This is a genomic window from Streptomyces eurythermus (assembly GCF_014649115.1).
Taxonomy (GTDB): domain Bacteria; phylum Actinomycetota; class Actinomycetes; order Streptomycetales; family Streptomycetaceae; genus Streptomyces; species Streptomyces eurythermus.
The window spans coordinates 394212-408464 of the sequence record NZ_BMSK01000007.1; the positions used below are offsets into that span (position 1 = coordinate 394212).

The window sequence follows — 14253 nt, forward strand, 5'->3', positions numbered from 1 at the left end:
CGCGCACGGCGGCCCGCCGAGAGGAGCACCGTCCCGCAATGTCAGCCATACGCATCGCCTGTATCGGAGCCGGGCCCGGCGGTCTGTACTTCGCCGCCCTGATGCGGCAGCGGAACCCGGCCGCCCGGATCACCGTGTGGGAGCGCAATGCCGCCGACGACACCTTCGGGTTCGGCGTGGTCTTCTCGGACGAGACCCTGCAAGGGGTCGCGCAGAGCGACAGGACCGTCCACGAGCGCATGGCGAGCTCCTTCGTCACCTGGGACGCGATCGACGTCCACTACCGCGGCCAGGTGGTCACCTCCGGCGGCCACGCTTTCGCCGCGATGGGGCGCCATCAGCTCCTGTCGATCCTTCAGGAGCGCTGCCGTGAACTCGGCGTGGACCTCCGGTTCGGCACCCCGGCGCCGGATCCGGCCGAGCTGTCCGACTACGACGTGGTGGTCGTCGCCGACGGTGCCCGTTCAGGGACCAGGCAACGCCACGCCGAACGGTTCGGACAGCGGGCGGAGGAGCGCCACTGCAAGTACATCTGGTTCGGCACCGATCTGCCCTTGAAGTCCTTCAAGTTCTTCATCGCCGAGACCGAGTACGGCGTCTGCCAGGCTCACGCCTACCCGTACAGCGAGGACCGCAGTACGTTCATCATCGAGATGCCGGATGCCGTGTGGCGCCGGTACGGCTCCCCGGGCGCGGACGGCGAACCGGTCGGTCCCGAGGCCACGGCCGACTGCGAGCGGCTCTTCGCCGGTGCCCTGGCCGGGTACCGGCTTCTCACGAACCACAGCAGGTGGGCCGCCTTCACCACCATCACCAACGAGCGGTGGCACGACGGCCGTACGGTCCTGCTCGGCGACGCGGCCCACACCGCGCACTTCTCCATCGGCTCCGGGACCAAGCTGGCCATGGAGGACGCGGCCGTCCTCGCCCAGCGGCTGGCCGGCTGCGCGGATCCGCTCGCGGACGTCCCGGCGGCCCTGGACGCCTACGAGCAGCAGCGCCGCCCGGTGGTGGAGAGTCTGCAGCGCAGCGCCCGCGCCAGCCTCGAATGGTTCGAGCACCCCGAACAGTACGTGGGCCAGGAGCCGCTCCAGTTCGCCTTCAACCTGCTGACCCGCAGCCGCCGGGTCACGTACGACAACCTTCGGCTGCGCGACCCGGATTTCGTCGCGGAGGTCGACGCCTGGTTCGTCGGGTCGGAGATCCGCCGCGGTACCGTCCCGGAAGGCACCGGGCCCCGGCCTCCCATGTTCCTTCCCTATCGCCTGCGCGGCCTGGAGCTGCGCAACCGTGTCGTGGTCTCCTCGATGGACACCTATTCCGCGGTCGACGGCCTGGTGGGCGACTTCCATCTGGTCCACTACGGCAGCCGGGCCCAGGGCGGGGCCGGACTGGTGATGACGGAGATGGTGTGCGTCTCGGCCGAAGGGCGCATCACTCCCGGCTGCGCCGGGCTCTACGAGCCGGCACATGAGGCGGGCTGGCGGCGGATCGTCGACTTCGTCCGGGGAACCGGCGCGCGCATCGGCGTCCAGCTCGGCCACTCCGGCCGCAAGGGGTCCACCCGGCTGATGTGGGACGGCATCGACGAGCCGCTCCCGGACGGCAACTGGCCGCTCCTCGCGCCGTCCCCCCTGCCGTACCTGCCGCACGGACAGGTACCGAGGGAGATGACCCGCGCGGACATGGAGGTGGTCCGCGATCAGTTCGTCGCCGCGGCACGGGCCGCCGAGCGGGCCGGCTTCGACCTGCTCGAACTGCACTGCGGGCACGGCTATCTGCTCTCCAGCTTCATCACGCCCGTGGCCAACAGGCGCACCGACGCCTACGGCGGCTCGCTGGAGAACCGGCTCCGCTTCCCGCTGGAGGTCTTCGACGCGGTCCGCGCGGTGTGGCCCGAGGAGCGTCCGATGACGGTCCGGATCTCCGCGACCGACTGGGTCACGGGCGGGCTGGGAGATGACGAGGCGGTGCGCGTCGCCGAGGCGTTCGCCCGGCACGGGGCGGACGCCATCGATGTGTCCACCGGCCAGACCACCCCCGACGCCCGGCCCGCCTACGGGCGCAGTTACCAGACCCCGTTCTCCGACCGGATCCGCAACGAGGTGGGGGTCGCGACCGTCACCGTGGGCGCGATCAGCAGTGACGACGACGTCAACAGCATTGTGCTGGCCGGGCGAGCGGACCTGTGCGCCCTGGGACGGCCGCACCTGTACGACCCGTACTGGACGCTGCACGCGGCAGCGGAGCGCGGGGTGCCCGAGGCGGTCGAATGGCCGGTCCAGCTGCGGGCCGGCAGCCGCAAGCCGCCGACCGGCCGTCGGTGACCGGCCCCGGGACGGAAGCGACCGCCCCCGGGACGACTCGGCACACCGTCGGCGAACCGGACCGGTCCGGGCCGCGTCTCAGAGGAGGACGGCGACACCCTCCAATTCGATGAGCGCCTCTTCGTCCCACAGCCGGGTGACGCCGATGACCGCCATCGTCGGGTAGCTGGAGCCCACCAGCCGCTTCCAGATCAGGCCCAGCTCGCGCGCGTGGGCGCGGTAGTCGGCCACGTCCACGGCGTACACCGTGCATTTGGCCAGGTCGCCGGGGCCGGCGCCGGCGGCCTGGGCGGCGGCCAGAAGATTGGCCAGAGCCTGCTCGAACTGCGCGGTGATGTCATCGCCGACGATACGGCCGGCCGCGTCGAGCGCGGTCTGACCGGCCAGGAAGATCAGCTGTCCGGGGCCCGTGACACGGACCGCGTGGCTGAAGCCGGTGGCCGGGGCCAGGTGTCCCGGGTTGATCCGTTCCATGCCGCTCATGACTGCACGCTCCCCCCGTCGACCACCAAGGACTGCCCGTTGAGGGCCCCCTCCTGGACGAGGAGGCCGATGACCGCCGCCACCTCGCCGGGCAGGATCAGCCGCCCGATGGGCTGCGCCGCGGCCAGCTTCGCCCGGATGCCGTCCGCGTCCCGGCCGGTGCGCGCGGCGATGGAGGCGACGGAGCGGTCCGTCATGGGCGTGTCGACATACCCCGGGCAGACGGCGTTGACGGTGACGCCGGTATCGGCCAGCTCCGCGGCGGCGGACCGGACGAGTCCGAGCACCCCGTGCTTGGCCGCGGTGTAGGCACTCACATACGGGGCCCCGGTCTTGGACGCGACGGAGGCGACGACCACTATCCGGCCGAACCCGGCCTTGCGCATCGTCGGCACCGCTCGCCGCACACAGCGGAAGGGGGCCGTCAGGTTCAGCTCCAGCTGTCGGTCCCACAGGGTGTCGGTGGTGCTCTCGAGGCGGGCCGAGTCCCCCGCGCCGGCGCTGTGCACCAGGACCTCCACCGGGCCCCAACGCTCCTCGCAGGCCGCGAACATCGACTCGATGTCCTCGGGGCGGGTGACGTCCGTCGGCAGGACGAGGCTGGGGCCGGGCAACCGGGCGGAGAGCTCGCGCAGCGGTTCCTCCCGGCGTCCGGCCAGGGCGACGCGGTGACCCTGGCCGGAGAGGAGTTCGGCCACGGCGGCACCGATGCCGGATCCTGCCCCGGTGACGAGACAGTTGCGTATGTCCATAGGCCGGGCTCCTTCATCGAGGCGCCTGACGCCTCCCCGGGGTGCCGTCCGCGCGCCCCGGGGACCGTCCGTGCGCTTGTGTCACTTATAGGTGATCGTCGCCTGGTCCAGGTCGCGCACCGCGCCCTCGGAGGCAGAGGTGGTGAAGGCGGCGTACACCCGCAGGGCGTCGCTGATCGGGCGGTCGCGGTCGCGCGGCACGAAGCCGCCACCGTTCACGAGCCGCTGCCGGCGGGCGGCCAGTTCCTCGTCCGGGACATCGAGTTCCAGCGTGCGCGCCCCGATGTCCATGCGGATGATGTCGCCCTCCTCGATGAGGGCGATCGGGCCCCCCGCGGCGGCCTCGGGCGAGATGTGGCCGACCGAGACACCGGCGGATCCACCCGAGAACCGGCCGTCGGTGATGATGGCGCACTTCTTGTCCAGGCCCTGGCCGCGCAGGTAGCTGGTCGGGTACAGCATCTCCTGCATGCCGGGTCCGCCGCGCGGGCCTTCGTACCGCACGACGATGACGTCGCCCGCCTTGATCTCCTTGTTGAGGATGGCGGACGCGCATTCCTCCTGGCTCTCGAAGACGCGGGCCGGCCCGGCGAAGGTCTCCATACCGGCGGGGACGCCCGCGGTCTTGACGATGCCCCCGTGCGGGGCGAGGTTGCCGTACAGCACGGCCAGGCCGCCCTCGGGGGAGTGGGCGTGCTTGACGGAGCGGATGCAGCCCTTCTCGTCGTCCAGGTCCAGCGAGGCGAACCGGTTGCTCTGGCTCATCGGCTTGATGGTGCGCACACCACCCGGCGCGGCCTTGAAGAACTCCACCGCCTCGGGGCTCGGGTCGGTGCCGCGGACGTCCCACGCGTCCAGCGCCGCGCCGAGCGTCGGGCTGTGGACGGTCCGCGCGTCCTCGTGGAGCAGCCCTGCCCGGCGCAGTTCACCGAGGAAGGCGGGGATGCCACCGGCCCGGTGCACGTGCTCCATGTGGAACGGGCCGCTGGGAGCGAGCTTGGCCAGGTTGGGGACCTGGCGGGAGAGCGCGTCGATGTCCTGGAGGGTGAAGTCCAGTTCGGCCTGGCGGGCGGCGGCCAGCAGGTGGAGGACCGTGTTGGTGGAGCCGCCCATGGCGATGTCGAGGGCCATGGCGTTCTCGAAGGCCTTGCGGTCGGCGATGTTGCGCGGCAGGACTCCTTCGTCGTCCTGCTCGTAGTAGCGCTTGCCGATCTCGACGGCGAGGCGTCCGGTCTCCTCGAAGAGCTTGCGCCGCGCCGCGTGAGTGGCCAGGACCGAACCATTGCCCGGCAGGGCCAGACCCAGTGCCTCCACCAGACAGTTCATGGAGTTGGCGGTGAACATGCCGGAGCAGGAGCCGCAGGTGGGGCAGGCGGACTGTTCGATCTCCGAGACGTCCTCGTCGGAGTACTGGTCATTGGTGGCCGCGGAGAACGCCGTGACCAGGTCCATGCCGATCATGTCCGGGCGGTTGCCGGAGCCGGCCAGCTTGCCGGCCTCCATGGGGCCGCCGGAGACGAAGACGGTCGGGATGTTCAGCCGCAGCGCGGCCAGGAGCATGCCCGGGGTGATCTTGTCGCAGTTGGAGATGCACACCAGGACGTCGGCGCAGTGGGCGTTGGCCATGTACTCCACGGAGTCGGCGATGAGTTCGCGACTGGGCAGGGAGTAGAGCATGCCGCCGTGGCCCTGGGCGATGCCGTCGTCCACGGCGATGGTGTTGAACTCGCGCGCCACTCCGCCGGCCGCCCAGACGGCGTCGTTGACGATGGTTCCGACCTCTTGGAGGTGGATGTGCCCGGGGACGAACTGCGTGTAGCTGTTGGCGACGGCGACGATCGGCTTGCCGAGGTCCTGCGGCTTGAGTCCGGAGGCGTACAACAGTGAACGCGCGCCCGCCATGTTGCGTCCGTGCGTTACGGTCTTCGACCTCAATGTGGGCATGGGGGCTCTCCTTGCGGCTTTGTGACAGGGCGGCTCGAGCGACGGCGTAGGGCGTATGGGCCCGCCCCGGCTCGGATGCGATGAGCTTCATGGGTGGTCAGCTCGACCTGTTGTGCCCGGAGTTGCGCGGCAGCGAGGCTGGATGGCTGAGCAGGGCGTCGCGGGCTTCATTCTTCCACGATCGCCCGCCAAGGGCTACTTTCAAGTGCTTGGCTGTCCGGCTGATCGTTCGACCAGTGCACGAATGTCCGATCTCGCTGGCTGGATCTATGCGCTGACTTTCGGGATCTCCCGCTGAGAACACACCCTGGAGGGTCGATGGTGCTCGCGTTCGAAGGTGAAGAGCCGCAGTTGGCGGAGGGGGTGTACGTCGCCGAGAACGCCACGCTGGTCGGCGCGGTGTCGATAGGCGAAGGCAGTTCCGTCTGGTTCGGCGCGGTGCTGCGCGCGGACCAGAACCGGATCCGCGTCGGGCGACGGAGCAACATTCAGGACAATGCCGTGTTGCACGCCGACCCGCCGGACTACCCCGGCAGCCCGCTGGTCCTGGGCGATGACGTGACGGTCGGTCACGCGGCCGTCCTGCACGGCTGCCGGATCGGGGACGGGGCGGTGATCGGCTCCGGCAGCATCGTGCTGGACGGTGCCGAGATCGGTGCGGGCGCGCTACTCGGCGCGGGTGCGCTGGTCCCGCCCGGCGCCTCTATTCCGCCGGGCGTGCTGGCGGTGGGTGCCCCCGCGAAGGTCGTACGGGAGTTGACGGCCGAGGAGCGCGAGGGGCTGACCCGGCCGTCCCGGGTCTACGAGTCGCTGGCGGTGCGCTACCGCAAGGGCGCCGGCGACTGACGTGAGCGCAAGGGGCGACAGGACGTAAGGATTGAGAAACTCCAATCCAGTGAGCAATTGTCTCCTGTCTTGTCCGTCAACTGAACATCCGTTAAGTTGACGGGGGTGGCGGGCACCTCTGGCCTGCTTGCCCCACCGCGCCCGACTCCAGCCGAGAGGTAGCGACATGAAGGTCTTCAACGACCCGATCGAGTTCCGCGATCACAACCTGAAGGTCCGTGAAAGCGGCCGGCAGATAGGGCTGTTCGCCACGCTCGGCGCGGTCCACCGCGGGCACCTGAGCCTGGTGGACCGCGCCCGGGCCGAGAACGACTACGTGGTGTCCAGCGTCTTCGTGAACCCGCTGATGTTCAACGGCGGCACCGAGGAGGCCGATGCCTATCCGTACGACCCCACCGGTGACCTCGAGAAGCTGGAGGGCAAGGGCGTCGACGCCGTGCTGGTGCCCTCCCGGGAGGCCGTCTACCCGCCGGGATATGTCACTCGTGTGACCGTTCCGGACCTGGAGGGCCGCTACGAGGCCGCCCGCATGCCGAACATGCTCAGCGGCATCTCCACCATCTGCACCAAGCTCTTCCAGCTCTGTGTCCCGCACCGCTGGTACTTCGGTGAGAAGGACGCCCAGCAGCTCGCACTGGTCAAGCAGGTCAGCAAGGACCTGAACTGGCCCACGGAGATCGTCCCCTGCCCCAGCATCCGCGAGGAGGACGGCCTGCCGTTCAGCTCCCGCAACAAGCTGATGAGCCCCGAGGAGCGCGCTCTGGCCGGCTGTGTCGTCGACGCGATCCGTGCGGCGAAGGCCCTGTACGACACCGGTGAGCGGGGGGCCGACGCCCTCGCCGCCGCGGCCGCCCGGGCGGTCGAGGCGACCGCGGCGAAGCTGGACTACGCGGCGTTGGTCGACAGGAACTCGTTCCAGGACCTGACCGAGGCCACGGACGACGCCCTGCTGGTCGTCGCCGCCGACCTCGGCCGGCTCCGCGTGCTCGACAACCACCGCCTGTCCCGCCCGCTGCCGCCCGAGGTCGCGGCCCGGGCCAACTGACAACGGCCCGGTGGCAGTCCAGCGGCCGGGGATCTCCTTCGGCGACCACCCACACGAGCAGCGGAGATTTCAGCATGCCTCACATCGATGACATCGACATCACCGATCCGCGCTTCTACGCCGCCCAGGACCCGCATCCCGTCTTCGAGCGCCTGCGCCGCGAGAAGCCGATCTTCTTCCACGAGGAGGAGGGTTCCCAGGGGTACTGGGTCCTGCTGAAGCACGACGACCAGTCCCGGGTGCACAGGAACCCCGGCACCTTCACCACCGAGTACGGCGTCACCCTCGACACCTTCCGTGGTGACCGCCGGGACCCGGCCGCCGGAAAGATGCTGGAATTCTCCGTCCCCGGCCACCACAAGGTGCTGCGCCGGGAGTTCAACAAGCACTACAACCGCCGCGCCATGGCGCGCATGGAGGACCAGGTCCGCACGTTCGCGCGGAGGACCATCGACGCCGCCCTCGCCCAGGGCGAGGAGTTCGACTTCGCCGCCGAGATCGCCGACCGCGTCACCTCCGCGGTGGTCTTCGGCCTTCTCGGCTTCCCCGAGCGCGACTGGCCCGAGCTGTTCGACCTCAGCCGCCGGTCGCAGGAGGAGACGAACGCCAACACGTGCCCGGTCAGCGGCCACTTCGACACCAGCGCCAACGCGGCCAACCACGAGCTGCTGAAGTACCTGATGCGGCTGCTGGCCTCCGACGAGTGCAGCGGTCACCTCAAGATGCTGGCCTCGCTGCGCTTCGACGACAAGCCCCTGACCGACGAGGAGACCATCCTCAACTGCCTGAACATCATGCAGGGCGGCAACTCCACCACCCGGCACGCCGCTTCCGGCGGCATCCTCGCCCTCATCCAGAACCCGGACCAGGCCGAGCTGCTGCGCGAGGACCGCTCCCTGCTGCCCGGGATGGTCGAGGAGACCGTCCGTTGGACGACCCCGGCCATCCACTTCATCCGCAAGGCCACCCGCGATGTCGAAGTGCGCGGTCAGAAGATCAGGAAGGGCGACGCGGTCACCGTCTGGACCATCTCGGCCAACCGGGACGAGGACGTCTTCGAGGCTCCCTACCGGTTCGACATCACGCGCAGCCCCAACAAGCACCTCGGGTTCATCGCCGGCCCGCACATCTGCCTGGGCATCCATCTGGCGCGGCTCGAGATGCGGATCCTCTTCGACGAGTTCCTGAACAAGACCAGAGAAGTAGAGCTGCGCGAGGAAGTGAAGCGCGTGCCGTCCAACTTCATCGCCGGCATCGAGAGCCTGCGCGTCGGCGTCAAGGCCGCCTGACCCGGCCCGGCCCGCCGAGTCCGCCGACCGTCCGGCACCGCCGCACCGCACCCACAGCAAGGAGGCCCACATGCCGCAGCAGACGCACGAGTCCCTGGAACAGATCCAGCAGACCGTCCTGGAGATCATCAACAGCAAGGTGGAGGAAGCCCGCATCGGTGCCGAGGACAACCTCCTCGACTGCGGGGTGGACTCGCTGCTCGCCGCCCAGATCGTGGCGGCCCTGGAGATCCGCTTCGACGTGGAACTCGTCGAGGAGTTCTTCGCCGCTCCCACCGCCGCGGCCATCAGCCGTTCGATCGTAGCGGCAAGGACCGGTTCGTGACCTTGGGGCCCTCGGCCGGATCAGCCCCGGCCCTGTGGAGCGCGGCGCACCGGGCGCGTGCCGCCGACATGGCGCAGCTGGTCGCCGTGGCCGCGGCCGACCACGGGGACCGCGTCTTCGTCCAGCCGGCCGAACGAGGCATCGCCCCCGTCACCTTCCGTGGGCTGGAGGCCTTCGCCGCCGGCCTGGACGCGTATCTGGAGGGCCTCGGCGTGCCCCGCGGCGCGACCGTGACCACGCTGTTCCACAACTCCACCCTGGCGGCACTGCTCTTCCTCGGCACCCTCGCCGGGCGCCGCGTACTGGTTCCGCTCAACCCGAAACTGGGGGCGGGCGAGATCGGCGGCATCCTCGCGCGCACCGCCCCCGACATCCTGATCCACGATGCGGCCGCCGCGTCCCGCATCCCCGACGGTGTCCACCCCGCGCACATCGTGCCGGTGGCGGACCAGGGCGCCTTCATGGAGTCGATCCTGGCCCTGGGCGGCGACGGACGGCTCTCCTCCCGGATGGACCTCGCCGACGCCGACCCCGGCCGTGACGCCGAGATCGTCTTCACCTCCGGATCCAGCGGGCCTCCCAAGGGCGTGGTGCTCCCGCACCGCAGCCTGTTGTCGGACTCCTTCGCGCTCGGTGGATGGTTCGGCATCGGTCAGGAGGACACCTTCCTGACGGCCTGTCCCCTCTTCCACAACAGCGGGCAGGTCTTCACCACCCTGACCCCGCTGTGGTCCGGCGGCCGTACGACGGCTGTCCGCTCCGAAGTCGCGATGCTGCGCTTCTGGCCCACCGTCGCCAAGTTCGCCCCCACCTGGACCCTCGTCGTCAACGCCTACATGGCCCTGCTGGCCGAACGGCCCCAGGACGCGGTCCCGACCGGCCTCAAGGGGATGCTCTCGGGCGGCTCGCGTCTCGACGGCGAGCTGATCGCCCGCTTCGAGTCCGCCTTCTCGGTCCCTGTGCACCAGGTGTACGGGCTGACCGAGACGACGTCGGTGGCGACGGTGGAAGCCCCGAACGATCCTGGCCGAGTGCTCGGCAGCGCCGGCCGCACCCTGCCGATCTGCCGGATCCGGATCGTCGCCGAGGACGGCACCGACCAGCCGGCCGGCGAGAACGGCGAGGTATGGATCCGGGGCGAGAACCTCCTCACCCGCTACCACGAGGATCCGGAGCTGACCGCTCGGCAGATCCGGGACGGCTGGTTGCGTACCGGGGACATCGGCCACCTGGACTCCAGCGGCAACCTCTTCATCGTCGAACGGCTCGACAGCATGCTGTTCGTGGGCGGCGAGAACGTCTACCCCTCCGAGGTGGAGAACCTCGTACCCGAGTTGGAGGGCATCGAGGAGGCCGTCCTGAGTCATGTGCCCGATCCGGTGATGGGCTCCGAACTGGTCCTGGTGTACGGCCTGGCGGAGGGCGCGCCGCCCCGCGCGCAGGACTGGCTGCGCGTTCTGCGGGCCAAGCTCAGCACCTTCAAGGTGCCCAAGAGGCTGGTCCCGGTCACGGACCTGGGCATCGCCGAGCTCCCGCGCGCCGCCAACGGCAAGATCCTGCGCCGCCGGGTGGAAGAGCTGCTGGCCGAGCGTGTCCGGCCGTCGGAGGAGGACGAAGGGTGATCCACCACTACCAGGGCCGCGTACCCGATGTGAGCCCCACTGCCTACGTGGCCCCGAGTGCCGACCTCATCGGCGCCGTGACCGTGGAGGACCAGGCCAGCATCTGGTTCCAGGCGGTTCTGCGAGCCGATCAGAACGAGATCCGGATCGGCGCCCGCAGCAACGTCCAGGACGGCACGGTCATCCACTGCGACACCTCGCAATGGCACGGCCGGCCGGTCGTCATCGGCGAGGACGTCACCATCGGCCACAAGGTGCACCTGCACGGCTGCACCATCGGCGACCGCTGTGTCGTCGGCAGTGGTTCGGTGGTGATGGACGGCGCCGACCTGCCCCCGTACACCTTCGTCGCGGTCGGCAGCGTCGTACGCCCCAACTACTCGCCCAAACCCGGGATGTTGCTGGTGGGAAACCCCGCCCGGGCGCTTCGTCCGCTGACCGACGACGAGCGGGACTACATCGAGCGGGCCTGCGGTTCCTACCTCGATCTCGCGAAGAACTACTCCGAACGAACCGATTGACCGGACACCACAGCAGCGGGGAATGAGGCAGCAGCCATGACCATGCTCGATCCGAGTACCCACACCCACTGGCATTGCGGCGCGCTCACCGTGCGCTGCCGTACCCGGGCTGCCTCCTCAGGGGACTGGGACATGCTGGTGGACTCCCTGGACAGCCGTCCGGGAGGGCTGCTGGAAAGCGCCATGAGCTACCCCGGCCGTTACACCCCGTGGCGGCTGGGTTTCACGGAGCCCTTCCTCGTGTACGAGGCGCTGCAGCACGACTTCCGGTTCACTCTGCTGCGCCCCGATGCCGGCCCGGTGGCCCGTTTCGTCTTCGATGTCCTGGCCGGCGCGCCCTCGGTGGCGGACCTGGCCTGGTCCGCGGACGGATCGGTGTTCACCGGCACGGTCGTGCGGGGCCGGCCGGAGCTCACCGAGGAGATGCGCACGACCCGGCCGACCTCGCTGGAACCGCTGCGCCTGGCCTCGGCGGGCCTGGCGACCGACCAGGACCATCATTTCGGGTGGTACTCGGCCTTCGGGTACGAGCTCCTGGCCGAACTCGACCCGATCACGCCGGGGCTGCAACGTCCCGACGACCTGCGCAAGATCGTCGCGTACTTGCCGGGACGCCTGCTGACCGCCGGAGCCGAACGGGACCGGCTGACCGAGCGGGTGTACACCTTCGACTCCGGTCGCTCCACTCCGTCGGGCACCGATCTCCGCGGAACCGCCGCGGGGGAGGCCTTCACCGAACTCGTCGACAGCAGCCGTTGCGAGGCCGGTACCGACGACAAGAACGAGTACCAGGAGGGGGTCCGTCGCTCGCTGGACTCCTTCGGCCGCGGCGAACTCTTCGAGGTGGTGCTGAGCCAGACCATCAGCCGGCCGGTCGAGGCCCGGCCCAGCACGGTCTACCGCCGGCTCGTGGCCGCCAATCCGGCGCCGTACCAGTTCTTCTTCAACCTCGGGCGCGGCGAGTCGCTGGTGGGCGCCTCACCCGAGATGTACGTACGGGTCACCGGCGACCGCGTCGAGACCTGCCCCATCTCCGGCACCGCCGCCCGCGGCACGGACGCTCTGGAGGACGCGGAACGCATCCGGGACCTGCTCGGCTCCGAGAAGGAGGAAGCGGAGCTGACCATGTGCACGGACGTGGACCGCAACGACAAATCGCGCGTGTGCCGCCCGGGCACGGTCGAGATCATCGGGCGGCGCCAGGTGGAGGTCTACAGCCGGCTGATCCACACGGTGGACCACGTCCACGGCGTCCTGCGCGAGGACTGTGATGCCTGGGACGCCTTCCTCAGTCATATGTGGGCGGTCACCGTCACCGGCGCCCCCAAGCACGTGGCGACCCAGTTCATCGAGGACAACGAGCGCTCGCCACGCCGGTGGTACGGCGGCGCGGTCGGGGTGTTCCGCTTCGACGGCACGCTGGACTCGGGCCTGACGCTGCGTGCGGCACGCCTGAGTGCGGGCGAGGCCGAGGTGCGGGTCGGCGCGACGCTTCTGCTGGGCAGTGATCCGGAGGCGGAGGAGCGCGAGACGCGGCTGAAGGCGTCGGCGGTGCTCAGCGCCGTGACGGGGGCGTCCCCGCCGGGAGCGGGCCAGGTGGTCGTGGCCGGGCCGGCGGGCCGGGGCACGGCCGACGCCGTCACCCCGCCTCCGGACGGGCCGGCGCTGCGGGTGCTGCTGATCGACCACGAGGACTCGTTCGTCAACACCCTGGCCGACTACTTCCGGCAGACCGGCTGCGCCGCCAGCACCCGCCGGTGGGGTTTCGACCGGGGCTACCTCGCGGATGCCGACGCGGTGGTGCTCTCGCCCGGACCGGGCCGGCCGGAGGAGTTCAAGATCTCGCAGACGGTGCACGAGTGTTCCGTGGCCGGCATCCCCGTGTTCGGAGTGTGCCTGGGCATGCAGGGCATCGTCGAGTACTTCGGCGGCCGTCTGTCGGTGTTGCCGCGGCCCGTGCACGGCCGGCCGTCCGAACTGCGCGTGCGGAAGCCCGACGACCCCCTGTTCGAGGGGCTGCCCGGCCGGTTCCCCGTGGGCCGCTACCACTCACTGCACGTCCTGCCGGAGGACGTACCGGATTGCTTGGAGGTGACAGCGCTCTCCGAGGACGGTGTCGTCATGGCCGTGCGGCACCGGGAACTCCCGGTGAGCGGAGTGCAGTTCCACCCCGAGTCGCTGATGTCGCTGAAGGGCGGGCACGGACTGCGGCTGATCGGGAACGTGGTGCGGACGCTCCGGGCGGCGCGGCCGATCGCCCGCTGAGCGTTCGCGGCGGGTGCCGGCGGTCAGGCCTTGGTCTGGCCGCTGTGGCTTTCCAGGATGATCATCGCTTCGCTGCGCTGGAGGTTGGGCACGGCGCGGATCGACCCCAGCATGACGTCACGCAGATGCGGGTGGTCACGCACGCGCACCTCGATCACCAGGTCCCAGGCTCCGGTGGTGAGGTAGACCGTCTGGACTTCCTCGATCTCCAGCAACGCGTCCACGGTCTGCTCGATCCCGCTGTGCTGGTCGACCAGTGCCCCCACGAGTACGTCCACGCCGAAACCGAGCGCCGCCGCGTCGATGTCGGCGTGGTAACCGAGGATCACTCCGGCCGCCTCCAGCCGGCTGATCCGCTCCGAGACGGCGCCGGGAGACATGGAGATCTCGCGGGCGATGGCGCGGGCCGACTGCCGCGCGTTGTTCACCAGGTGTTCGATGATGCGGCGGTCGGTCTCGTCCGGCACGTAGGGCGAAGGGGTATCGCGGAGAGCGGCGGCGTCAGCGCTGGGCGTCTTCATGGTGGATGGTCCTCGCTCTGCGGGTGCGGGCGCCTCGTCGGCTGGTTGCCGTAGTGACATATCAGATGTGGTTGGTGGACAAAAGTATATGCGTTTACCCATCCTCAGATAACTGGGCCGACGATACGGCTTGTTCTCCGGACGATTGTCCGGAAGAAGGGGGTGTCACGGTAATACCTCCATGGTCGCCGCCGGATCGATCATGGATGAACGTATCCTGAACTCTCTTCCCACTGGACAACTGTCCGCACAGATAGTTACTCTGCGGTCAGACTGTTCTGTCGACTCTGGCGCGTGCCAGGCAGGGGAGTGT

At 69.8% G+C, this 14253-nt stretch carries 12 protein-coding genes; 8 read left to right on the forward strand and 4 right to left on the reverse strand.

From position 1 onward, the window contains the following. The first annotated feature begins 38 nt into the window (after window positions 1–38). Entirely contained in the window at window positions 39–2327 is a 2289-nt protein-coding gene (locus IE251_RS16285) for a bifunctional salicylyl-CoA 5-hydroxylase/oxidoreductase (protein ID WP_200692425.1), read from the forward strand. A gap of 78 nt (window positions 2328–2405) precedes the next feature. On the opposite strand, the gene IE251_RS16290 is transcribed toward IE251_RS16285, so the two are convergent. The 3 genes from IE251_RS16290 to ilvD form a co-directional block, all read right to left on the reverse strand. Further along, window positions 2406–2810, reverse strand: a complete 405-nt coding sequence (locus IE251_RS16290; RefSeq protein ID WP_189753664.1) for a RidA family protein — start codon at window positions 2808–2810, stop codon at window positions 2406–2408. Beyond that, window positions 2807–3562, reverse strand: coding sequence for an SDR family NAD(P)-dependent oxidoreductase (locus IE251_RS16295; protein WP_189753665.1), 756 nt, complete (start codon window positions 3560–3562; stop codon window positions 2807–2809). The genes IE251_RS16290 and IE251_RS16295 overlap by 4 nt, the downstream gene beginning before the upstream one ends. A gap of 81 nt (window positions 3563–3643) precedes the next feature. Further along, entirely contained in the window at window positions 3644–5506 is a 1863-nt protein-coding gene (gene ilvD, locus IE251_RS16300) for a dihydroxy-acid dehydratase (protein ID WP_189753666.1), read from the reverse strand. 318 nt (window positions 5507–5824) lie between these two features. On the opposite strand from ilvD, the gene IE251_RS16305 reads away from it, so the two are divergent. The 7 genes from IE251_RS16305 (at window position 5825) to IE251_RS16335 (ending at window position 13419) form a co-directional block, all read left to right on the forward strand. Continuing rightward, a complete protein-coding gene (locus IE251_RS16305) occupies window positions 5825–6352 on the forward strand; it encodes a gamma carbonic anhydrase family protein (RefSeq protein WP_189753667.1) in 528 nt (175 codons plus the stop codon). Window positions 6353–6518: 166 nt separating this feature from the next. After that, window positions 6519–7397, forward strand: coding sequence for a pantoate--beta-alanine ligase (panC, locus tag IE251_RS16310; protein ID WP_189753668.1), 879 nt, complete (start codon window positions 6519–6521; stop codon window positions 7395–7397). Between the two features lie 74 nt (window positions 7398–7471). Next, window positions 7472–8686, forward strand: coding sequence for a cytochrome P450 (locus IE251_RS16315; RefSeq protein WP_189753669.1), 1215 nt, complete (start codon window positions 7472–7474; stop codon window positions 8684–8686). 70 nt (window positions 8687–8756) lie between these two features. Beyond that, window positions 8757–9011: an acyl carrier protein gene (locus IE251_RS16320; protein ID WP_030789009.1), complete on the forward strand. Its 255-nt coding sequence runs from the start codon at window positions 8757–8759 to the stop codon at window positions 9009–9011. Continuing rightward, on the forward strand, window positions 9008–10633 hold the full coding sequence (locus IE251_RS16325) for a class I adenylate-forming enzyme family protein (protein WP_189753670.1): 1626 nt from the start codon (window positions 9008–9010) through the stop codon (window positions 10631–10633). The genes IE251_RS16320 and IE251_RS16325 overlap by 4 nt, the downstream gene beginning before the upstream one ends. Beyond that, window positions 10630–11154 carry a gamma carbonic anhydrase family protein gene (locus IE251_RS16330; protein ID WP_189753671.1) on the forward strand — a complete coding sequence of 175 codons (525 nt, stop codon included), beginning with the start codon at window positions 10630–10632 and terminating at the stop codon, window positions 11152–11154. The genes IE251_RS16325 and IE251_RS16330 overlap by 4 nt, the downstream gene beginning before the upstream one ends. Before the next feature lie 36 nt (window positions 11155–11190). Then, window positions 11191–13419 carry an anthranilate synthase component I gene (locus IE251_RS16335; RefSeq protein WP_189753672.1) on the forward strand — a complete coding sequence of 743 codons (2229 nt, stop codon included), beginning with the start codon at window positions 11191–11193 and terminating at the stop codon, window positions 13417–13419. A gap of 23 nt (window positions 13420–13442) precedes the next feature. On the opposite strand, the gene IE251_RS16340 is transcribed toward IE251_RS16335, so the two are convergent. Further along, entirely contained in the window at window positions 13443–13940 is a 498-nt protein-coding gene (locus IE251_RS16340) for an Lrp/AsnC family transcriptional regulator (RefSeq protein WP_189753673.1), read from the reverse strand. Window positions 13941–14253 lie beyond the last annotated feature (313 nt).